Annotated in this window: 25 protein-coding genes and 1 pseudogene; 4 read left to right on the forward strand and 22 right to left on the reverse strand. The window is 45.5% G+C overall.

What is annotated here, in order from left to right:
• The 19 genes and pseudogenes from DWZ60_RS12085 to DWZ60_RS12175 form a co-directional block, all read right to left on the reverse strand.
• A partial coding sequence (locus DWZ60_RS12085; protein ID WP_119221694.1) for a glycosyltransferase family 2 protein occupies positions 1-467 on the reverse strand: 467 nt, incomplete at its 3' end.
• 27 nt (positions 468-494) lie between these two features.
• Entirely contained in the window at positions 495-1,808 is a 1,314-nt protein-coding gene (locus tag DWZ60_RS12090) for an ATP-grasp fold amidoligase family protein (protein ID WP_199669421.1), read from the reverse strand.
• Between the two features lie 16 nt (positions 1,809-1,824).
• On the reverse strand, positions 1,825-3,069 hold the full coding sequence (locus DWZ60_RS12095) for a glycosyltransferase family 4 protein (protein WP_119221695.1): 1,245 nt from the start codon (positions 3,067-3,069) through the stop codon (positions 1,825-1,827).
• A 17-nt stretch (positions 3,070-3,086) separates the two neighbouring features.
• Positions 3,087-4,319: a beta 1-4 rhamnosyltransferase Cps2T gene (cps2T, locus tag DWZ60_RS12100; RefSeq protein WP_119221696.1), complete on the reverse strand. Its 1,233-nt coding sequence runs from the start codon at positions 4,317-4,319 to the stop codon at positions 3,087-3,089.
• A 19-nt stretch (positions 4,320-4,338) separates the two neighbouring features.
• Positions 4,339-4,947, reverse strand: coding sequence for a dTDP-4-dehydrorhamnose 3,5-epimerase (gene rfbC, locus DWZ60_RS12105; protein WP_119221697.1), 609 nt, complete (start codon positions 4,945-4,947; stop codon positions 4,339-4,341).
• Between the two features lie 15 nt (positions 4,948-4,962).
• Positions 4,963-5,877 (reverse strand): dTDP-4-dehydrorhamnose reductase, encoded by a 915-nt coding sequence (rfbD, locus tag DWZ60_RS12110; RefSeq protein ID WP_119221698.1) that lies wholly within the window; start codon positions 5,875-5,877, stop codon positions 4,963-4,965.
• Positions 5,878-5,891: 14 nt separating this feature from the next.
• A complete protein-coding gene (gene rfbB, locus DWZ60_RS12115) occupies positions 5,892-6,911 on the reverse strand; it encodes a dTDP-glucose 4,6-dehydratase (RefSeq protein WP_119221699.1) in 1,020 nt (339 codons plus the stop codon).
• Positions 6,912-6,961: 50 nt separating this feature from the next.
• The gene (gene rfbA / locus DWZ60_RS12120; RefSeq protein ID WP_119221700.1) at positions 6,962-7,858 is read right to left on the reverse strand and encodes a glucose-1-phosphate thymidylyltransferase RfbA; all 897 of its coding nucleotides are present in this window, start codon (positions 7,856-7,858) and stop codon (positions 6,962-6,964) included.
• Between the two features lie 24 nt (positions 7,859-7,882).
• Positions 7,883-9,133: a nucleotide sugar dehydrogenase gene (locus tag DWZ60_RS12125; RefSeq protein WP_119221701.1), complete on the reverse strand. Its 1,251-nt coding sequence runs from the start codon at positions 9,131-9,133 to the stop codon at positions 7,883-7,885.
• Positions 9,134-9,155: 22 nt separating this feature from the next.
• Positions 9,156-10,205, reverse strand: a complete 1,050-nt coding sequence (locus DWZ60_RS12130) for an NAD-dependent epimerase/dehydratase family protein (protein WP_119221702.1) — start codon at positions 10,203-10,205, stop codon at positions 9,156-9,158.
• 977 nt (positions 10,206-11,182) lie between these two features.
• The gene (locus tag DWZ60_RS12135) at positions 11,183-12,412 is read right to left on the reverse strand and encodes a peptidase U32 family protein (RefSeq protein WP_118697822.1); all 1,230 of its coding nucleotides are present in this window, start codon (positions 12,410-12,412) and stop codon (positions 11,183-11,185) included.
• Positions 12,409-13,074, reverse strand: coding sequence for an O-methyltransferase (locus DWZ60_RS12140; RefSeq protein ID WP_022461075.1), 666 nt, complete (start codon positions 13,072-13,074; stop codon positions 12,409-12,411). Before DWZ60_RS12140 ends, DWZ60_RS12135 begins: the two co-directional genes overlap by 4 nt.
• A 30-nt stretch (positions 13,075-13,104) precedes the next feature.
• Positions 13,105-13,518 (reverse strand): solute-binding protein, encoded by a 414-nt coding sequence (locus DWZ60_RS12145; RefSeq protein WP_117804592.1) that lies wholly within the window; start codon positions 13,516-13,518, stop codon positions 13,105-13,107.
• A 26-nt stretch (positions 13,519-13,544) separates the two neighbouring features.
• Complete coding sequence (locus DWZ60_RS12150) at positions 13,545-13,880, reverse strand: YlbF family regulator (protein ID WP_158568317.1); 336 nt, start codon at positions 13,878-13,880, stop codon at positions 13,545-13,547.
• Between the two features lie 5 nt (positions 13,881-13,885).
• Positions 13,886-15,549: pseudogene (locus DWZ60_RS20875) on the reverse strand (ribonuclease J).
• 178 nt (positions 15,550-15,727) lie between these two features.
• Positions 15,728-15,988 (reverse strand): DUF1292 domain-containing protein, encoded by a 261-nt coding sequence (locus tag DWZ60_RS12160; protein WP_022461718.1) that lies wholly within the window; start codon positions 15,986-15,988, stop codon positions 15,728-15,730.
• A 15-nt stretch (positions 15,989-16,003) separates the two neighbouring features.
• Entirely contained in the window at positions 16,004-16,447 is a 444-nt protein-coding gene (gene ruvX, locus DWZ60_RS12165) for a Holliday junction resolvase RuvX (RefSeq protein WP_022461717.1), read from the reverse strand.
• 11 nt (positions 16,448-16,458) lie between these two features.
• Positions 16,459-16,722, reverse strand: a complete 264-nt coding sequence (locus tag DWZ60_RS12170; protein ID WP_022461716.1) for an IreB family regulatory phosphoprotein — start codon at positions 16,720-16,722, stop codon at positions 16,459-16,461.
• Positions 16,723-16,928: 206 nt separating this feature from the next.
• Positions 16,929-17,411 (reverse strand): glycoside hydrolase family 3 N-terminal domain-containing protein, encoded by a 483-nt coding sequence (locus DWZ60_RS12175; protein WP_416388114.1) that lies wholly within the window; start codon positions 17,409-17,411, stop codon positions 16,929-16,931.
• A 136-nt stretch (positions 17,412-17,547) separates the two neighbouring features.
• Here DWZ60_RS12175 and DWZ60_RS12180 point away from each other — a divergent pair, with 136 nt between their 5' ends.
• Together DWZ60_RS12180 and DWZ60_RS12185 are read left to right on the forward strand one after the other, a co-directional pair.
• On the forward strand, positions 17,548-17,790 hold the full coding sequence (locus tag DWZ60_RS12180; RefSeq protein ID WP_055265060.1) for a hypothetical protein: 243 nt from the start codon (positions 17,548-17,550) through the stop codon (positions 17,788-17,790).
• 38 nt (positions 17,791-17,828) lie between these two features.
• Positions 17,829-18,029, forward strand: a complete 201-nt coding sequence (locus DWZ60_RS12185; RefSeq protein WP_117804669.1) for a Uma2 family endonuclease — start codon at positions 17,829-17,831, stop codon at positions 18,027-18,029.
• Here DWZ60_RS12185 and DWZ60_RS12190 read toward each other — a convergent pair.
• Positions 18,015-18,290: a hypothetical protein gene (locus DWZ60_RS12190; protein ID WP_118659268.1), complete on the reverse strand. Its 276-nt coding sequence runs from the start codon at positions 18,288-18,290 to the stop codon at positions 18,015-18,017. The genes DWZ60_RS12185 and DWZ60_RS12190 overlap by 15 nt on opposite strands.
• Before the next feature lie 149 nt (positions 18,291-18,439).
• Here DWZ60_RS12190 and DWZ60_RS12195 point away from each other — a divergent pair, with 149 nt between their 5' ends.
• Together DWZ60_RS12195 and DWZ60_RS12200 are read left to right on the forward strand one after the other, a co-directional pair.
• Positions 18,440-19,075: a helix-turn-helix domain-containing protein gene (locus tag DWZ60_RS12195; RefSeq protein WP_055265066.1), complete on the forward strand. Its 636-nt coding sequence runs from the start codon at positions 18,440-18,442 to the stop codon at positions 19,073-19,075.
• Complete coding sequence (locus DWZ60_RS12200; protein ID WP_119221703.1) at positions 19,056-19,877, forward strand: hypothetical protein; 822 nt, start codon at positions 19,056-19,058, stop codon at positions 19,875-19,877. Before DWZ60_RS12195 ends, DWZ60_RS12200 begins: the two co-directional genes overlap by 20 nt.
• An 84-nt stretch (positions 19,878-19,961) precedes the next feature.
• Here DWZ60_RS12200 and DWZ60_RS20145 read toward each other — a convergent pair whose 3' ends face one another.
• Positions 19,962-20,195, reverse strand: a complete 234-nt coding sequence (locus DWZ60_RS20145) for a hypothetical protein (protein WP_330422309.1) — start codon at positions 20,193-20,195, stop codon at positions 19,962-19,964.
• An 8-nt stretch (positions 20,196-20,203) separates the two neighbouring features.
• Complete coding sequence (locus DWZ60_RS12205) at positions 20,204-21,988, reverse strand: glycoside hydrolase family 31 protein (protein WP_330422310.1); 1,785 nt, start codon at positions 21,986-21,988, stop codon at positions 20,204-20,206.
• Positions 21,989-22,114 lie beyond the last annotated feature (126 nt).

Consider the following 22,114-nt stretch of genomic DNA (forward strand, 5'->3'; position numbering starts at 1 on the left):
GCACATGGACTATTCATACGATTACTAGTAAGAAGTTCTATAAGAATTTCCTTTTTATCAACGATCCCCGATTGCACTTTAATTACCTTCCAAATATCTTTCTTATTATTTTCGAGAACTGCCATATCAAAGAGAATCATTTGATAATCTTCAATTTTTTCTAAATCTGCAAAAGCATCTTCTACGATGATATCATCTGCATCAACAAAACAGACAAACTTTCCTGTTGCAATATTCAATCCCATATTTCTGGCAGAACTCACTCCACCATTTTTCTTATATTGGTATACTACCTCACCAATGAATTTTTCTTTAAAGAACTTTTTTATATAGTCCTTTGAACCGTCATCAATAATAAGAACTTCTATATCGCATTTATTCTTAATTTTCAGAACTGATTCTATACATTTTTCAAGCTTATCCAATGGCGTATTATAAACCGGTATAATAACGCTAATATCCTTCATGATAGATTTTCCTTTATCCTCTTTATTTTATATTTTTATCCAGTTTCCCATAATGAGATTCCATTCTTCCGGTTTGACCTCAGTGAAACCACTACAATGATAAAATGTTAGTTCTCCAACATATATGTGTCCATTAATCAGATAAAAGTCCACTCGCAGATGTGGCACTCCCCTTGATAATTCCGCGGCAATGCTCTTCATTTGTTCAAAGAGTTCAGGCTTTTTCGGCATTTCTTCTGCATTTGGATCTCTCATTCTGATCGGCAAATGCTTATAGTCCATGTCGAAGAAATCTGTTCTTGGATCATCTGCCTTATCTTTACCAACGTAAACTATCTTAGGGATTCCATCAAAACAGAAAAATTTATAATCTGTCAAACAATCACTTGTACTAGTTTTATGGCACCATAGAACCCAACCATTATGAATTACTGCGTACCCCCCCACTTGTTCAGGGAGCTTAATCATGTCACCAAACTTCTTATCCCACTCTTCCGGATGGAATTCATCAAAATCACTTCCATCAAAGAATGTCATTTCTCCAAAATATGCTTTACCATTTACTTCATAAAAGTCCACACGCAACTCCACCGTGTCTTTAGCCAGGCATTCTGCTGCTTTCACCATTTGATCAAAGCTCTTCGGTTTGGATGGCAAGACTTTTGAATGCGGATATCCCCATGTAAAATCAAGTGATTTAAAATTAATATCAAAATAATCGGCAGTCGTCTGACCAGATTGACGATCCGAAGAAATAAACAGAGCTTTTGCTATGCCATCAAACGTAAAAATCTTATAGTCTCGCAACTCTTTTGTCGCAGTATCTTCCATATACTGTTCTGCAATTATTCTCGGTTTGACTGCTTTATAGGGGTACTCTCGTCCAACTAAAAAATAGTTTCGTTTTAACGAAGCTTCTATCTTTTTCTTTGCTTTTACCTTATCGAAATGATTCTTGTCCTTACAAATAACAAGTCCCCCGCTGTCATGAGTACATTTTAGTACAAACTGATTCGGTAATTGATTGAAATCAATCTCGTCAAAAGAATCCCATACTCCCAGTGTAGGAATAATATATTCGTCTCCAATTCTTTCAGCCACCCATTTTTTTGCCTCATACTTATCCACCATTTTACTGTATTCCGGGTTCTGATTGTGAAGTTTTAGCCATTGAAGTTTTTCATTAAATGTTACCGGATTCTCTAAATTAAGTCTTTTTCCTATATTTGCCCAATACATCAATTTTAGATATTTTTCATCGCTTATAAAGCCAAGTTTACCCTTCATTCCTAGTGAAAAAATAATTTTCTTAGGATCCTTGAGTGCCTCTTTAAAATCCATATATTTCACCTCAATATTACTTTCCTTCTAATATTCTTATAACACTATTCATATGTTTCTCTACAGCATAATCTTTTTCAACTTTACACCTTGCATTTATTCCCAGTGTCATACTTAGTGTAGGTTCATCTATAAATTTTCTCAATTTATCTGAGAAATCTTTACTGTTTTTCATTTCAAATAACAAGCCGGTTTTGTTATCTTCAACTATCTCAGCCAGGCTGCCAATCCTAGAAGCTACCACAGGTTTACCATAAGCATACGCTTCAATAACTGTGTTTGGCATGTTTTCATACCATATCGCAGGACACACAATACAAGTTGAATGAGATATCAACTCCCGTAATTCTTTACCATGTTTAAATCCAGTAAAAACTATTTTCTCTTCTAATTTGTTCTCTTTAATATAATTCCAAATTTTTTGATCTTCCTCCGAATCAGATATTTGACCTGTTATTTTCAAAACATAATCTGTATCTCTCAAATATTTCATAGCTTCAATTGCATAGATAGTTCCCTTTTGATGTGCCATTCGACCTAGAAACAGAAAGTATTTGTCATCTTCATAGCACGGTGTAATTGACGTTGCATCAATAAATGTCGGAACACAGGTAATTTTATCTTTTGAAATTCCACCTTCAATCAACTTATTTTTACTGAATTCACATGTACAAATATATTGGTCAACATCATCAAATACCTTAGTAGCTGCATACAACTTCATTGCCATTACTCTCAAGAGTGTACCTGCCTTTGAGCCTTTTACGCATTTATGTTCAATTGCCTTTCTGTAATCTCCGTGTAAGCAGGCTTCACATATTTCATTTGCACATAAGAAATCATATTTAGGACAAAACATAAAGAAGTCAGATATTCTATGTACAACTCGGACTCCTTCTTTTTTTGCTGCACGAATGATTGATGGTGAAAGATGATTTACTTCATGGAGAATATAAACAGCATCTGGCTTAGTGTCACGAATTAAACGTCTAAGGCGTTTTTCCGCATCGTAGTTCCAGACTGTGGCCCTTACCATTCCAACCAAATTTCCCAGAGATTTTTTTGTATCTGCATACATCAGCTGATTTGAACGCGGCTTTGCGAAATATTGGCTGTATGGAGTTTTTTCATTTCGGGGATTATTAACAGAAAATGGAATCACTTCAATTCCCATTTTTTCTGCTGCATCCATAAATTTAAACATATATTTTTCTGGTCCACCGGCTATAAAATAGCGGTAGTTTGCTATAATAATCCTCATACTTTTCTCCCAACATATTATTTTACAAACACGTCTTCATACTGCCTGCAGATCTTATCCCACGTGTACTCTTCTGCCACACGCTTCTTGGCTTTCCGGCCCATCTCTGCAATTTCATCTGTACTCATCTGATCAGCCTTATCAATGAGCTTTGCAAGGCTCCCCAGCTTACGGCTCCAATAAAGCGCACAATCTTCTGCGACTTCTTTATTAAAACCAACATCAACCAGCAGGTTTAGATCTGTACTACCAAGAGCTTCAATCAGCGACGGATTCGTACCGCCAACCGTATGGCCGTGGAAATAAGCATATGCGTTCTCTCGAATTTTCTTCAGCAACTCCTGATCATAAACAGTGCCGGCAAACTTAATTCTCTTATCGCTCTTGAAATGAAGTTTTTCTTCAAGCTCATTCAGGAACTTCTCGTTCACATTTGTGATAATGGCAAAGTTCTTTTTGCTCTTGCTTTTCATGAACTCTCGAATCATAACTTCAAAAGAGTTCTCCGGTACAAAACGACCGACGACAAGATAGTAGTCCTTTTTCGTCAGTCCTTTTTCTCTATACCAGTTCACCAGCTTCTCATCGTCATCAGCCAACTTACTAAGAGTCAAATCTGCACCATACGCAATAAATGTGGTCTTCGGATTTCTGCCCTTGATGCCTTTTCCGTCATAACACTCGTGGATATACTTCTCGATATTCACTGAGTCACAGATAGCAAGGTCACAGTATTTAACCATCATCTGCTCAGAAATCTTCCAATATTTCCGGATCGGCGCAGACCATTTTGCTCTCATCCATTCGTGTCCGTCCGGATTCAGGTACACAGTACCACCCAGCTTATGGATTTCTTTATAGAAATGACCAGCAAAGGGTCCGATACGGCAAGCCATGATATAAACGATTGGATGCTTAATCCGATGTTCTTTTATGTACTTACAGCAAGCCTTCAATGCCGCAACATCATAATAAATTGCCTGTGCAGGTCCAATCTGAGGAATATCTATCTTAAAACAATGTGCATTGTGGAATTCAAACTCATGATCATTGATTCTGGTCACACCATCCACTTTTGTTTCATCCATGCAGCCGTCACCGTTAGCCTTACACGCCACATGATATTTAATATTTTTCTTATTCTGGTGGTACTCTGTGAGCTTATAAACAAAAGTCTCGTATCCGCCATATGCACCTAAGCTCTTAGCTCCTACCAGAAACACGTGTTGTACTTCGTTTTCCCACTGCATTCTTCCTACCCCTGTGTTCTTAAAATTTAAAAGTGTCTTTCAGTCCCAACCACTTCTGGTCTTTATCACTCAGGTTCAGTGCCGTACCATCTTCCAGCGTATAGCCCTCTGCGCTTGCATTGCCCTTGTATTCACCCTTCAGCTCCGGCCACTCAATGCCGATTTCCGGGTCGTTCCAAGCCATGCCGCCCTCATCGTTCGGATGCCAGAAGTCATTAACCTTATAGCAGAACTCTGCCTCGTCGCTCAGAACCAGGAAACCATGTGCAAAGCCCTCTGGGATAAGGAACTGCTTCTTATTCTCGGCAGACAGGGTCACACCATACCACTTACCATAAGTCTCAGAACTGCTTCTGAGGTCAACCGCTACATCAAACACAGTACCGCGCACGGCGCGAACCAGCTTACACTGCGGATACTGCTTCTGGAAGTGCAGACCACGCAGCACCCCCTTTGTGGACATAGACTGGTTGTCCTGCACAAAGTGGATGTCAATGCCAGCTTCCTTCATATCTTTCTCATTGTAGGTTTCCATAAAATAGCCACGAGCATCACCGTGCACAGCAGGATCGATAACACAAAGACCCTCGATGCCACCTACATTTTTCTCAACTTTAATCTGTCCCATTTTCTCTATCTCCTCTTACTGCTCGATTTCTTTCAGGTATCGGCTCAGTGCATCCTGCCAAGTCGGAAGCGGAGTAAATCCTGCTTCCACCAGCTTGCTCTTATCTAAACGACTGTTGAACGGACGAGCTGCCTTGCTCAGACCATACTCTGCCGTGGTCACCGGCAGGACTTCCGTCTTATATCCAGCCTGACGATAGATTTCCTTTGTGAAATCATACCAACTGATATAGCCACCCTCGTTAGTCGCATGGTAATAGCCGTACTTCTCGGTTTCATTCATATCAACAAGCAGTCGAGCCAAATCATATGTATAGGTCGGTGTGCCAATCTGGTCATTAACCACGCGGACAGTAGCGTGCGTCTTGCCGACATTCAGCATGGTCTTAATAAAGTTCTTACCATTCAAACCGAATACCCATGCGATACGGACAATGAAATACTTCTTCAGCGTCTGGCTGACTGCCAGCTCGCCTTCCAGTTTCGTCTGGCCGTATACATTCAAAGGCTTGTAATCCTTGCAGTCCGGCTGCCAAGGCTCTGTGCCCTGACCGTCAAACACATAGTCCGTACTGATATAAGTCATCTTGCAGTTCAGTTTCTTGCAAACATCTGCAATGTTCTGCGTGCCGCCTGCATTGATAGCACGAACCTTCGCAACTTTATCGTCATCCTCTGCCATATCCACAGCAGTCCATGCTGCACAATGGATCACGGCATCCGGATTTACTTCTGTAATTACTTTCTCAACAGCGTCCTTATCAGTAATATCCAGAGCCACATACGGTGCTTTTGTTACCGCAGAACTATCTGCCACACCACTGTAGTTCTCCTGAATATCAGAACCCACACCTTCGTGACCGCGCTTTAGCAGCTCATTCATCACATCATGTCCCAGCTGACCACCAACGCCTGTTACAAAAAACTTCATGTTCTTTCCTCCTGTTAGCGGTTGCTGTACATTTTCTCATAGTAGTTCTGATACTCACCGCTGATGATGGTCTCCCACCACTCACGGTTATCGAGATACCACTGGATAGTTTTCTTGATACCATCCTCGAACTTTGTCTCCGGCAACCAGCCCAGCTCATTGTGAATCTTGGTCGGGTCGATAGCATAACGCATATCGTGACCCTTGCGATCACCCACATGAGTGATCAAGCTTTCCGGCTTGCCCAGCTCCTTACAGATGATCTTCACAATCTCAATGTTCTGCTTCTCATTGTGACCACCAACGTTGTAGACTTCACCAACACGACCCTTGTGGATAATCAGGTCAATGGCCTTGCAGTGGTCTTCCACATACAGCCAGTCGCGGATATTCAGACCCTCGCCATAAACAGGCAGCGGTTTGTCAGCCAGTGCATTGGCAATCATCAGCGGAATCAGTTTCTCCGGGAAATGATACGGACCATAGTTGTTGGAGCAGCGAGAAATGGTCACAGGCAAACCATAAGTACGGTGGTAAGCCAGAACCAGCAGGTCCGCTGCAGCCTTGGAGCTGCTGTAAGGAGAACTGGTATGAATCGGAGTTTCCTCAGTGAAGAACAGATCAGGACGATCCAGCGGCAGGTCGCCGTAAACCTCATCGGTAGAAACCTGATGATAACGCTGGATGCCGTGCTTGCGGCATGCGTCCATCAGCACACTGGTACCGATGATATTGGTCTGGAGGAAGATGCCAGGATCTTCGATAGAACGGTCAACATGCGATTCTGCCGCAAAGTTCACCACAATGTCTGGATGCTCTTCTTCAAACAGTTTGTCTACAGCTTCGCGGTCACAGATATCTGCTTTCACGAAACGGAAATTCGGGTTATCCATAACCGGTGCCAGTGTGGACAGATTGCCTGCGTAGGTCAGCTTGTCCAGACAAATGATCCGGTAATCTGGATACTTTTTCAACATGTGGAACACAAAATTACTACCAATAAAACCAGCACCGCCGGTAACAATAATATTCATGATCTATTCTCCTCTACACTTATCTCTATGTTTTTCTACTCGTGCCTTAATTAATACAGATGCTCCTGATACTTGCCGTCCATGACATCCTTCAGATACTGGCCGTACTGGTTCTTCTTCATAACCTCATAGACTTCCATCAGTTCATTCTTGCTAATCCAACCGTTCAGGTATGCGATTTCCTCCAGGCAAGCAATCTTACGGTGCTGATGCTGCTCCACAGTCTTCACGAAGTTGGTGGCATCCACAAGGCTCTCATGTGTACCGGTGTCCAGCCAAGTAAAGCCCTGACCTAATAACTCAACATTCAAAGAACCATCTTCCAGATAAATTCGGTTCAAATCGGTAATCTCCAGTTCACCACGATCAGACGGTTTCAGGTTCTTTGCAAACTCGACCACACGATTATCATAAAAGTACAGGCCAGTTACACAGTAGTTGCTCTTCGGATGCTCTGGCTTTTCCTCGATAGAAACGGCCTTACCGTTCTTGTCAAACTCAACAATACCGAAACGCTCCGGATCATCCACATAGTAGCCAAACACAGTTGCGCCCTTGCCACTCTCAGCGTTTTCTACTGCGGCAGTCAATCTTTTCTTTAATCCGTGACCCGCAAAGATATTGTCACCCAGCACCATAGCCACAGAATCATTACCAATAAAGTCAGCACCAATGATAAAGGCCTGTGCCAGCCCATCCGGAGAAGGCTGAACAGCATAGGTCAAATTCACACCAAACTGGTGACCATCACCCAACAGGTTCTCGAAACGAGGAGTATCCTGCGGTGTGGAAATAATCAGAATGTCACGGATGCCAGCATTCATCAGAACGGACATCGGATAATAAATCATCGGCTTATCAAAAATAGGCAAGAGCTGCTTGCTCGTAACTTTCGTTAATGGATACAGGCGTGTACCAGAACCGCCTGCCAAAATAATACCCTTCATAACTGTTTCCTCCCTCGTCTATCATCAATCTCTCTGGAAAATATCTCTGGTGTAAACTTTCTCTTTCACGTCATCCAGGCACTTGTCATAGCGGTTTGCGATGATGGCCTGACTCTGCTTTTTGAACTCATCCAAGTCATTAACAACCTTGCTGCCAAAGAAAGTTTCTCCATCTTTCAGGGTCGGCTCATAGATAATCACGGTTGCACCCTTTGCCTTAATACGCTTCATGACACCCTGAATGGAACTCTGACGGAAGTTATCGCTGTTGCTCTTCATGGTCAGTCGATACACACCAACCACAACTTCTTTCTCCTTGCTCTCATCCCAGTTGTCATTTGCTTCATATGCACCAGCGATTTCCAGCACGCGGTCGGCAATAAAGTCTTTACGAGTTCTATTACTCTCAACGATTGCTTCGATCAGGTTCTCCGGCACATCTGCGTAGTTTGCCAGCAGTTGCTTGGTGTCTTTAGGCAGGCAGTAACCGCCATAGCCAAAGGACGGATTGTTGTAATGAGTACCAATGCGAGGATCGAGGCATACACCATTGATGATCTGCTGGGTGTTCAATCCCTTCATCTCCGCATAAGTATCGAGTTCGTTAAAATAGCTGACACGCAGTGCCAGATAAGTGTTGGCGAACAGCTTAACTGCCTCTGCCTCGGTGAAGCCCATGAACAGAGTATCAATGTTCTCCTTGATAGCACCTTCCTGCAGGAGTTCAGCAAAAGTGTGTGCAGCCTTTACCAAACGAGCATTCTCCACATCAGTGCCAACAATGATACGAGAAGGATACAGGTTGTCATACAATGCCTTACTCTCTCTTAAAAATTCCGGGCTGAAAATGATATTGTCGCAGTGAAACTTTTCACGAACACTTGCAGTATATCCAACCGGAATCGTAGACTTGATAACCATGATAGCTTCCGGATTGTACTCAATAACCAGCTTGATAACCGCTTCAACCGCGCTGGTGTCGAAAAAGTTCTTCTTGCTATCGTAGTTGGTAGGTGCAGCGATAACTACAAAATCAGCATCACTGTATGCTTCTTTCGCATCCAGAGTTGCAGTCAAATCCAGCTCTTTTTCTGCCAGATACTTTTCAATGTACTCGTCCTGGATCGGAGACTTCTTGTTGTTGATCAGCTCTACTTTCTCAGGAATGATATCTACCGCCGTCACCTTGTGATGCTGAGACAGCAGCGTAGCAATAGAAAGACCAACATAACCAGTACCAGCCACAGCAATCTTTAAATCCTTAAACTCTCTCATTTTTCTATCCCTCTAATTTTCTTTATTTATAAAACTCAGCATACCACTCAGCGAACTTTCTTAATCCAGTTCTCAGGCTTGTACTCGGCTTATACCCGAAGTCGCGCTCCAGTGCGCTCGTATCTGCATAGGTCACAGGCACATCACCCGGCTGCATCGGAACCAACTCCTTGTGAGCCTCAAAGTCATAATCTTCCGGCAGTACCTTTGCACGAACCAACTCCTCAGAAAGAATCTGCACGAAATCCAGCAGGTTCTCCGGATTCTGATTGCCGATGTTGTAAACTGCATACGGCGGAATCGGCAGACCATCTTCACCATTCTTCTTGTTCGGTGCATTCTTCATCACACGAACAACACCCTCAACGATGTCATCCACATAAGTAAAATCACGCTTGCAGTTGCCGTAATTGAAGATTTTGATGGTTTCGCCCTTCACTAGCTTGTTGGTGAATCCGAAGTAAGCCATGTCAGGACGGCCTGCCGGACCATACACGGTGAAGAATCGCAGACCAGTGGACGGAATGTTGTAGAGCTTGGAGTAGGCGTGTGCCATCAACTCATTAGACTTCTTGGTTGCTGCGTACAGTGAAACAGGATTATCTACCTTGTCATCCGTGCTGTACGGAACCTTCTTGTTGGAACCGTAGACGGAGGAAGAAGAAGCATACACCAGGTGCTCTAGACTCTCGCAATGGCGGCATGCTTCAAGGATATTGAAAAAGCCGACCAAGTTAGATTCCACATAAGCATCTGGGTTGGTGATGGAGTAACGCACACCAGCCTGTGCTGCAAGGTTGACGACCACAGACGGCTTGTACTTCTCGAACAGCTCCGTGATCAGCTCCTTGTCGGCGATGTTGCCTTTGACAAAGGTAAATGTGGGATACTTGGCCAGCTCGTTCAGGCGGAACTCTTTGAGTGCCACGTCGTAGTAAGCATTCATGTTGTCGATGCCGATGACCGTAGCAGAAGGAGCCTCCTGATAAATTCGTTTCACAAGGTTGGAGCCTATGAAACCGGCTGCACCTGTGATTAAAATCGTTTTATTATCTAAAGTAACTGTGCTCATATGTATTCCTCCATTTTTGTTAACTTCCTAATCTATGTACACATCTGCTCTTCACAGATAGTATTTCTCTCTAATTTCCACTGTGTGATAACCACACTCGTCTCTATTCCTCTATAACCGAAGTGTTATTTTATACAGTCGAACCCCGTATACCCTGCAATGACGTTTTTTCTAAGTGTTGGATTGTTGAATCGAACCCTGTCGGTGCATGAGTTTTGTTAAAGCTATACATATCATCCAGTCCAATTCTCACCATTCATTGTTCGTTATGAACAAGTCATTCACTTTAACCACTCAAAACATGTAATTATCATCACCATACATGCTCTACTCAACAGCTGTTTTATGAAGTAGAAATCATCTGTTTTTCTCTATTTTTCATAACTCAACAAACCGTTATGATGTAGGTGTCATTAGCGGGTCAGATAAGTGTACTCAACAGAAGTTTCAGACGTTAATGATAAACTCATGGATTTTTGTTGTTTCCCCCTGTTTTTCTCCATTTTCTCATAACTTCCGAAAAAGTTGTGCCATTTTTGTGTCGCAGAGGTTAAAAGTTCAGCGTTTTGTATAGATTGTAAGCATTTTAAGTTCATGCAGTTGTGAAGCATAACTAGTTTTAGCACCCCATAAAGTGTGCAAAGCAGGCCCTTTTCGACGATGTTACGTCAATATGGTTTGTAGACCAGACATTGCCAGTTATATACATTCCGTTTGTAATGATACTTACCATATTTTTGTGACTTATGGCCTATTAAAACAGCATTTAGCCTTCGCCCACTAATATCATGTACATTCTAGCTTATTTGCTCCAGTTTGTAAACATTATGAAGCAACTTTCTTCACAGAATGTCGAACTTTTTCCTATTTGTTTCTTTTATCATTACCATTATTTTACATAATCTCTATTCGCGCAAAAAAAGGATTAGCAACCTTTCGAAAATGACACGTTCCTAATCCCCTTTTATTTTCCTATCCTATTCCATTTCTTTCCTTCTCAAAATATCAAACCTATCCAATTCTACGCCAAGATCAATCCACAATTTCTGCTTCGGATGCGGCGCACTCTCCATCTGGTTCCCTTCATCATCCCAGATCCCCTTCACCGTAACGCAGACATTCTCCCCATCCGGTTTCATCACTTCAATCTCTTCCCCAACCGAAAACTTATTTCTCTGCTCAATCGCATATCTGCTTTTTTCATTCTTCTCCCCAACAATCCCCAGATACGTATACTCCTTCACATACGTATTACTATCATAAATCTGGCTCTCATGATCCGGCTTCCCATAGAAAAATCCCGTAGTAAACTGCCTGTACGTACAGTTCGAGATCTGATCCCGATACCACTCCATATTCTCCTCATACTTCTTAGGGCTCTCCAGATAATCATCAATTGCCTTCCGATACGTCCTTGCCACCGTCGCCACATACAGCGCCGTCTTCATTCTTCCTTCAATCTTATAACTGTCAATCCCCGCATCCAGCAAATCCGGGATATGCTCAATCATACAAAGATCTTTCGAGTTAAAGATATACGTCCCTCTCTCATTCTCATACACCGGCAGATACTCCCCCGGTCTGGACTCTTCCACGACCGCATACTTCCACCGGCACGGATGGGTACAAGCCCCCTGGTTCGCATCTCTTCCCGTGAAATAATTGGACAGCAGACATCTTCCCGAGTACGAAATACACATCGCCCCATGAATAAACGTCTCGATCTCCATCTCCTCCGGAATATGCTCCCGAATCTCTTTAATCTCCGCCAGCGACAGCTCCCGCGCTGTCACGACGCGCTTCGCCCCCTGTTCATACCAGAACTGATACGTTCCATAGTTCGTATTATTCGCCTGTGTACTGATATGCCGCTCAATCTCCGGGCACACTTCCATCGCAATCCGATACACTCCCGGATCCGAAATAATGAGTGCATCCGGTCCGATCTCTTTTAATTCGGCAAAGTAAGCGCGTACGCCCTCAAGATCCTGATTATGTGCCAGAATATTCGCGGTGACATACACTTTCACTCCATGCTCATGCGCAAACTCCACGCCTTCTTTCATATCTCCCATCGAAAAGTTCTTCGCCTTCGCGCGGAGTCCGAAGACTTCTCCGCCGATATATACGGCATCTGCGCCGAAGATCACTGCTACTTTTAATACTTCCAGACTGCTGGCTGGAACCAGTAATTCCGGTTTTCTCATGTTGTTTCCTCTCTCTTCTCATGGCTTTTCATCGTGATCGCGATTCCATCTCCCAGCGGCACGACCGATGTCAGCAGCCCTTCATTGTGTGTCAGTTCAAATAAGTATTCCCGCATCCGTTTGTGGATCGTGCGGTTCCGGCGTTCCACGGCGAAGCGGGATTCGATGACGTCGCCGTCCTGCAGCACGTTGTCGGTGATCAGTACGCCGTTCTTATCAAGGACACGCAGGACTTCCGGCAGGAAGTGGATGTACTGTCCCTTAGCGGCGTCCATAAAGATAAAATCGTACGGACCATCCAGGGTTTTTAAGACTTCTGCAGCGTCTCCCGGGATCAGCGTGATGCGGTCGGCGAAGCCGGATTTTTCGAAGTTCTCCCGTGCGATCGGGATGCGTTTTTCGTAATTTTCTATTGTGGTAATCTCTGCGTCCGGTTCGCCGTACTGTGCCATGAAAACAGCAGAGAATCCTACGGCAGTTCCTACCTCCAGGATTCTCTTTGGCTGTTTCATCTTTAAGAATACTTTTAAAAAGCTCTGCATTTCACGGCGAATGATCGGCACTTTTGTCTGTTTGGCCGTCCGCTCCAGATTTTCCAGAAACGGGGTGTGGCCGGTGTCCAGGGAATTGATGTAGGTTACCATTCGTTCGTCTATTATCATGTAAGATTCCTCTTGTTTTGCAAACGTGCGTTATTCCGCGGACGGCTGTCCTTCGGTGTTGACGCCCGCCAGAATTTCCAGCATTTCATTGACGGTCTGTGCGGTGTTCAGCACGTAGGAACCGTCCTTGATGCCGCCGTAGTAGCCGGACAGGCGGTACTGGACTTCGAAAACCAGAAGGCTTTCGTCGATCAGTCCGTTGTCTTTCAGGAGTTCGCCAAGTTCTTTCGCCTCCATGCCGGAACGCACCTGTACGGTGACTTCCTTTCCTTTTCCTCTGGATGCGACTGGCTCCTCGGCAAACACGTCATGTCCAAACTGATATGAAGTTTTCGCTGCCAGAATGATCACAAGAATCACGCAGACGTAAATGAGCAGGCGCACGGTTCCTTTCGCACCTGTCAGCGCTGCGCGGTATCCGGCATCCCTTTTCTTTTCGGACATGGGCGCTCTCCTTTTGATTTTCGGTTTTAGATTTCCGGTACTCCGATGCGGATTGCCTCTGAAATGCAGTCCTGCACCTTCTGTACCATCTTACAGACCTCGAGTTCCGCTTCAAGATAGGCGTTTGCTTTCTCGCTTTTGCGGAGTGCGTAGGAATCCCGCTCCAGGGAATCTACCGCATCGTAAAGGTCTACGTTTTCGGACTGCTGCAGTCGGTAGTTGCGGATTCGATAGTCGTCGACCCGGCTTTTTAAGTCCGGGTCTTTTTCAAGTTCCTCTTCCATCCACAAGTAATTCTGATATGCCCTGCTCTCCCTCATTTCTTCGATGAGCGCATCCAGACATTCTGTTACTTTGTCCATGGTATTTATGCCTCCATGATGATCGGAAGGATCATCGGTCTTCTCTTTGTTTTCTTCCATACATAATCGCCGAGGGCATCTTTGATCGTGGATTTGATCTTGCCCCAGTCGGAGATATTTTTGGAAAGGCAGCCATCCAGCGCCTCTTCTACAACTTCTCTTGCCTCGCCCATCAAATCCTCGGATTCGCGTACATAGACGAAACCGCGGGATACGATGTCCGGGCCGGCCAGAAGCTGGTTCGTTCTCTTTTCGAGAGTCAGTACAACGACCATGATTCCGTCCTCGGACAGATGCTGGCGGTCACGCAGGACGATATTTCCTACATCACCAACGCCGAGTCCGTCGACCATGATGGCTCCGGTGTGGACTTTGCCAGTTACTGCTGCGCCGTCCTCATCGAGTTCCATGACATCACCGGAATACATGAGAAAGATGTTCTCTTTCGGGATGCCGAGGCTCTGTGCTACTTCTGCGTGTGCTTTTAAGTGGCGGTATTCGCCGTGTACCGGAATGGCGTATTTCGGTTTTACCAGGGAGTAGATCAGTTTGATTTCCTCCTGGCAGGCATGTCCGGATACGTGAACGTCCTGGAATACGACGTTGGCACCCTGTGCAGACAGTTCGTTGATGACGTTTGAAACGGCTTTTTCATTTCCCGGGATTGGGTGGGAACTGAAGATCACGGTGTCGCCCGGCAGGATCGAGATCTTTTTGTGCAGGTGTGCCGCCATACGGGACAGTGCTGCCATGGACTCGCCCTGGCTTCCGGTGGTGATCAGGACAAGCTGCTCGCCGGTGTAGTTTTTCATCTGCTCCACATCGATCAGGGTATTTTCCGGGATATTGATGTAGCCCAGCTCCTGCGCGATGGAGATGATGTTGACCATACTGCGGCCTCGATGACAACTTTACGGCCGTATTTATAAGCAGAGTTGATGATCTGCTGCACACGGTCGACGTTCGATGCGAAGGTTGCGATGATGATTCGGGAATTCTGATGCTCGGCAAACAGGCCGTCGATCGTCTTTCCTACGGTCCGCTCGGACATGGTAAAGCCAGGCCGCTCTGCATTGGTACTGTCGCACATCAGTGCCAGAACGCCTTTCTTTCCGATCTCTGCGAATCTCTGCAGGTCGATGACATCACCAAAGACTGGTGTGTAGTCGACTTTGAAGTCTCCGGTGTGGACAATAATGCCTGCCGGGGAGTAGATGGCCAGTGCTGCTGCATCTGCAATACTGTGGTTTGTTTTGATAAACTCAATGCGGAATGCGCCCAGGTTGATGGACTGTCCGTGTTTGATGATTTTCCGTTTTGTGGTACGGAGCAGGTTGTGCTCCTTTAATTTATTTTCGATCAGGCCAATCGTCAGTTTGGTGGCGTAGACCGGCACGTTCACTTCTTTTAAGATGTAAGGCAGGGCTCCGATATGGTCCTCGTGGCCGTGGGTGATGACGAAGCCTTTGACTTTGTCGATGTTTTCTTTCAGATATGTTACATCCGGGATGACCAGGTCGATACCGAGCATGTCGTCTTCCGGGAATGCAAGTCCGCAGTCTACGACGATGATACTGTCCTCATACTCGAAAACGGTGATGTTCATACCGATCTGTTCCAGACCGCCAAGCGGTATAATTTTTAATTTACTTCCATTATTCTTTTTCAAATAGCACCTCCGCGCATGTTTTCCAAACGATTCCGTTACCGGTACGGCTTCACGCGCGCATCCCCTGAGCGTCACTTCAGGCTGATGGAGCATGTCCCGCACCTGCAGGATTTGCCCTTTAAAGCGCTGTCCCGGTCCCGCTTTGTCTGCGTCCCGGTATGGCTTCAAAACGGCTGGTTCAATAGGTGATGTCTGCCTCGTCATCCAACATGGAAGCAAATACGCCGGAAACGGCATCGAATTCGGTGTCGTCTTCTACCATAACATACTCTGCCTCTGCGTCGGTGTCGGTGGAGATATCCTTCAGAATATAGGCATTTGCCTCGTCGTCCTTTGAATCGGATACCAGAATATAGTTGACTCCATTGATTCTGGTCTGCTCTTCCACGTAAAATTCTTCTTTGCCGCCATCATCTGTTACAAATGTTATTTTTTCCATACAATATTCCTTTGTTCAGTTTTCCTGTGATTCCTTCTGATGGGAAAGATAGTCCAGATATCCCTGCAGGATAAAAACAGCTGCAATCATATCTACGTACTCCTTGCGGTTTTCCCTGCGGATTCCGGTTTCCATCATGGTGCGGTCTGCTTCGACCGTTGTCAGCCGCTCGTCCCACATGACAACGGGCAGGCCTGTCCGTCTCTCCAGCATTTCTTTGAACTCGAGAGATTTTTCGGCCCGCTCTCCGATGTCGTTGTTCATATGTTTCGGGAAGCCGAGTACGATTTTTTCCACGCCGTACTCTTTTGCTATCTCTTCAATCCGGGCCAGCGTCTGACGCAGCTTATTCTCCGATTTTCTGCGGACAATTTCGATTCCCTGCGCAGTAAGACCCAGGGCGTCGCTGACTGCCACCCCTACTGTTTTTGAGCCGTAATCTAATCCCATTATTCTCATAGTAATTACGCTCACTTCCAGGATTCATTTTTGATGTACTCTTTTAACAGTTCCTCTACCAGCTCGTCACGCTCTACTTTCATGATCAGGCTTCTGGCTCCCTTAAAGCTTGTGATGTACGTCGGGTCGCCTGACATGATATAGCCTACGATCTGGTTGACTGGATTATACCCTTTTTCTACCATGGCGTTGTAAACGGTTTCGAGTACCTCTTTTACCTGAATCTCCGGCTCTGTTTTTACTTTAAAATATTGTGTGTTACTTAATCCTGACATTCTTTTCACGTCCTCGTATTTATTGATATCATTTATATTCTAATACATGTTATGGGAAATTTCAATCGTGAAATTGCCCAACTATTTGAATGTTACAGTTCACTGCATCTCAGCGAACTGTAACATTCAAAGCCCGCATGGAAAATTTCGCTTTGCGAAGGGGCGGCAGCTATTTCTGATGTTATTTTATCCCTGAAAACGCCGCATTATTCATATGAATTGGAAGTAAAAATCATTTCCAGGATTCTCTGGGCACAGGCGGTCAGGTCTTTTTCCTCGAGATACTGGTCATTTTCGGCACTCAGCGCATCTAGGATTTCGCGGCGGTCGGTGTCGGTTCCCGGCATCACAAGATCGTTTCCGGCAGCGATGCATTTTGCGGCAGAGGAGCCTCCGTCAGCGTTTGTTGTGGTCCAGTCTGTCATGATGATGCCGGCAAAGCCCCATTCCTTTCTTGCAGCGGTTGTGCACAGATCGTAGCTGTTGGCGGTGTGGACACCGTTTACCTTGTTGTAGGAGGTCATGATCGCCTTTGGCTGGGATTCTTTGATTGCAATTTCGAAGCCCTTCAGATAGATCTCACGCAGAGCGCGCTCGGAGACGATGCTCGATACGCCGCGGCGGTTTTCTTCCTGATTGTTGCAGGCGTAATGTTTGATGGTCGTTCCGACGCCGTGCTGTCTCTGCACACCGCGTGTGAGAGCTGCTGCGATGATTCTGACCAGAATTTCGATTGAATTTTCTCCCGCCCTGTTCTATACTAATGTAAACAAATGTAGCTGTTTTTTATTCCAGATAACTACAAAATCGGAGGTATCACGCTTTATGCATATGACACAAATTCAATCTGTCTTAAACGAGAAAAAAATCACGTTTTCCTATACGGAAGAGGATAACTGCGGAAGCATCGACTTTGAGCACCGCGGTCTGCGGTATCATATCTGGGAATTTGCAGACGATGTGGAGCCGGTCGGCGTGGAGACCAATCTGCGGTATGCAGGGCGCGATGAGGAAATCGAAGGCGATTACGATACGATTCTCGCAGAACATTTAAAGAAAGAATTTTAAGCGATTTCATTTCATTTTTGGGAAAAGATGTGTATTTTATGACGCCAGTTCTTCAACCACAGCTCGAAAAAGTCACGCTGGAACAGTATGAAATGCTTCCAGAAGAGAAACGCTTCGAAGTTTTTGACGGTGTCGTCTACGACATGGCAAGCCCTTCGCAGGTTCATCAGGCACTGTCCATGCAGCTTTCCACACTCATCAATACTTACATTCTTCGCAAAAAATCATATATTTTCTAACGCTGCCAGAAACAGCTCATAGAAGTCATCTTCCCCTTCAAGCGCCGGGGAATTTTCTCTGCCGCCATTGGTGCTGCGTTTGATTTCTGCGTAAAATTCTTCACCTGCCATGGCAAGATCCATTTCATAGATGGAAACGCCATAGGCATGGCAGATTTCGCAGAATGCGTGGATTGGATTCGGATTTTCCCTTGTCTGAAGCAGTTTTTCACGCAGAATGGGGTCTGCCTTTGCTTTTTTCTGCCAAGCTTTTGCCTGCACTGCAGGGAAGTTCTTTCATCGCCATGATTGCTGTTCTCAGACATCTGCGAGCCGTAACTTTTCTCAATCAGTTCGTTTTTTGTCAATAAATGATTTCTTGACGCTTTCAGATCTCTGTGATACAGTAATGGCAGAAACGAGGTGATTGCATGAAAAACACATTTGAGCAACAGATTTACGAGATCTTTGGAACAACGGACCCAAAGGAGCTGCGCAAGCTTTCCAAAGACGCGAAACAATACCAGCAGTTAGCGAAAAAAGAAGCACTGCGCCATGCGGCTGGAAGAAAACCAGCTTTTTCGCTGCCGCAAATCATTCAGATGGCTGCCATGCAGCAGCAGGGAAAAAGTATTGCCGAGATCGCGCGCACCTTTCAGGTCAGCAGGCAGACGGTATACAATCAAATTGCCCGTGCTCACTGTTTCAGCACGGATCCCGATGTCAAAACGCGGATGTGTTTTCTTTACCGCGATCAGCTTTGCACAACGATTGATATCGACTTCCGTCATGAGAAAATTGCAATCCAGAATTACACAAAAAAAATTCCGCTTCGTGCCTTTGGCGTTGTGGAGCATCCGACCTGGGATGATTTTACCTGGTTTCTGGAAAGCCGCTGTTTTCCCAAAACACGCGATCATGCCAAAGATATTTTAAAAGAAATGGGACTTCCCTTTTATGATCCGCTGCTTATCATTGAAAAAACAGATGGGCGAATGGCCGGTGACGAGCAATGGATCCTGATTCTGAAGAATAAGGAGGCACGCCATGGAACAGATCCGTCTTGATCATCAGCTGCCTGTCAAAAAAACAGATCACACCTCAAAAGGGGACCAGCTCAAGTGGAAAATCGGTAATATCTGGTACAAATCCGACTATATGGGATATGAGGGACTCTCGGAGACACTGGTGTCTCATTTACTGCAAAAAAGCACTCTTTCCCACCCGTTTGTCCTGTATCAGCCTGTTCGGATTGCATACCGCGGCACTCTCCGCAGTGGCTGTTCCAGTCCTGATTTTCTAAAAGCAAATCAGATGCTGATCCCATTGGAAAAACTGTACCGCCAGAATACCGGAGACAGTCTGGCAATCACGCTTGCTGCTTTTTCAGAACCGGCGGAACGCATTCGTTTTCTGGCAGATCAGATGGAACACATGACGGGAATTCAGAATTTCGGTGCATATCTGACCGCTATGCTGGAAATTGATGCCTTCTTTCTAAACGAAGACCGGCACACCAACAACATCGCTGTTCTATATGATACAGAAACAGAGCAATATTCTCCAAGTCCTCTATTCGATCAGGGTTTATGCCTGTTTGCAGACATTAGCAATGACTATCCTCTGGATCTGCCGATGGATGTCTGTATAGAACGCATCGAAGCCAAACCTTTCAGCTCTGATTTTGATACACAGCTGGATGCTGCGGAGGAATTATACGGTATCCAGCTTCACTTTTCCTTTACTGCAAAAGATGTCTGCACGGAACTGGATTCTCTGGCCGATTACTATCCTCTGGAAATCCGCCAGCGTGTTGAGCAGATCATACGCCGACAGATGCGCAAATATGGATATCTGATGCGCAGTTAGAGTCGAAAAGAAAACAGTACAGAAAAGTCCCCACGCTGTGTGTGTCTTCTGTACTGTTTTCTTTTTTGACCTTTTTACACGATCTTATGCCATTTTCTTAAATACCGGAATCGAATCGATCGGTGCAGCGGCACGGATAGTCTGTCCACCTTCGTACACTTTTCCGTCTCTGGTGTCTTCCCAGCGTCCTTCCGGAAGATATACTTCACGCTCAAACTCGTTCAGATGGAAAATCGGCGCTACCAGGTATTCGCTTCCGAACATATACTGATCCTGCAGCTCCCAGCATTTTTTGTCATCCGGGAACTCATAGAACATGGTACGGATCAGCGGAGAACCGTTTTCGGATGCCTCATCATACAGCTGTTGATGTAATCGTGCATGCGGATGCGGATGTCATAATATTTCTTCATGATCTGGTAATTTTCTTCTCCATAGCTCCACAGTTCATTGGACTGGCCGGTATACAGGTAGCCGCCGCCAAAATCACGGTCATCGAGCGGTGGAATGTTGTGCGGTCCGCGGTCGCCGTGCATACGGAAAACAGCAGAGTAAACGGCAAACTCATACCATCGGATCAGAAGCTGCTGGAAATCCGGGTCATTGACATCATCTGTCATAAAGCCGCCGATATCGGTTGTCCACCATGGAATGCCGGCAAGACCCATATTAAGGCCGGCCTGGAGCTGATCATAGAAGGCTTCAAAGGTACTCGGCACATCGCCGGACCATACAACATTTCCGTATTTCTGGCTTCCGGCCCAGGCGCAGCGAAGCAGGTTTACAATATTTTCTTCTCCTTCTGCTTTCATGCCGTCATAGAAGACACGGCTGTACAGCTGCGGATAGATATTGCTGCAGGAAAGAGCAGGTCCGTCGATATAGCGGTAATGATCGAAATCGTAAACGCCGAAATCCGGTTCTGAGTTGTCCAGCCAGAAGGCATCGATTCCAAAATCATAATAGTTTTTCTTGCAGACTTCCCAGACGTATTTTCTGGTTTCCGGGTTGAACACATCGATTTCCACGCAGTCCCCCTGGAAATCATACGTCTGCAGGGCGCCGCGCTCTGTTTTAATCAGCAGGCCGCGGTCCAGCATCGGCCAGAAATTCTCGCTCTTCCGGTCTACGCTTGGCCATACGGAAACGATAACTTTGATTCCCATGGAATGCAGTTCGTCCACCATGGCTTTTGGATCCGGCCAGTATTTTTCATCGAATTTCCAGTCGCCCTGTACGGTCCAGTGGAAGAAATCGATGACAATCTGATCGATTTTGATGCCTTCCTTCTGGTAGCGGCGTGCCACTTCAAGCACTTCCTCCTGCGTACGGTAGCGCAGCTTGCACTGCCACAGGCCCATACGGTCCTCCGGGAATTTCGGCGCGCGGCCGGTCACTGCGGTGTAATTTTCCAGGATCTCTTTCGGTGTATCGGCTGCGGTCAGCCAGTAGTCCATATCTTTGGTCGAGCGTGCAGTCCATTCGGTGTAGTTCTTTCCGAAGGTTACCTGTCCGACAGCCGGATTGTTCCACAGCATACCATATCCTAAGCTGGATACGGCGAATGGTACGCTGATCTGGGAGTTCCGCTGCGCCAGCTCCAGGGTGCATCCCTTCAGATCCATGTATTTCTGCTGATACTGGCCCATTCCGAAAATCTTCTCTTCGTCGTTGCTCTCAAATTTCAGGTTCAGGCTGTATTCGCTTCCGCCGATCACACCTTTCCACTCACGGTTGACCGTTTTTAAGCAGCGGCTCTCTTTGCTGATCGTTCCGTCGTAGCAACGGTGATATTCTCTTAAAATTTCCTGTTCTTCTTTGTAGAAGGTGATAACTCCTGCAAAGTTGACCACAGCACGGATTTTTCCATTGGTGATGGATGCGCTGGTTCTTTTTCCCATCGATCCGTCGATTTCCAGATGATCGACCTCAAACTGCTCTGCTTTTGCCTCTGTTTTTTCCGGCACTTCGGTCAGCGCCCAGTCTTTTCCGGAAAATTCTGGAAGCATGGTTGCGCGGACACGTAAGGAATCTTTTCCCCACGGCTCAATCCGCAGTGTTTCTCCGTTTGCCTGTGCAATTAACACACCATTTTTTGTCTGAAAACGCATTGTTTTTTCCTCCTTTTTGTTTCAATCCACAGTCGGTAATTTCACAGAGTCTGACATGCCAGCAGAATGCTGACTGTGGTTTGCCTCATGTCAGTGGGGGATACCGATTTCTCTCCGCCCGCCACT

Origin of the sequence: Blautia sp. AF34-10, assembly GCF_003477865.1 — a bacterium.
GTDB lineage: Bacteria > Bacillota > Clostridia > Lachnospirales > Lachnospiraceae > Fusicatenibacter > Fusicatenibacter saccharivorans.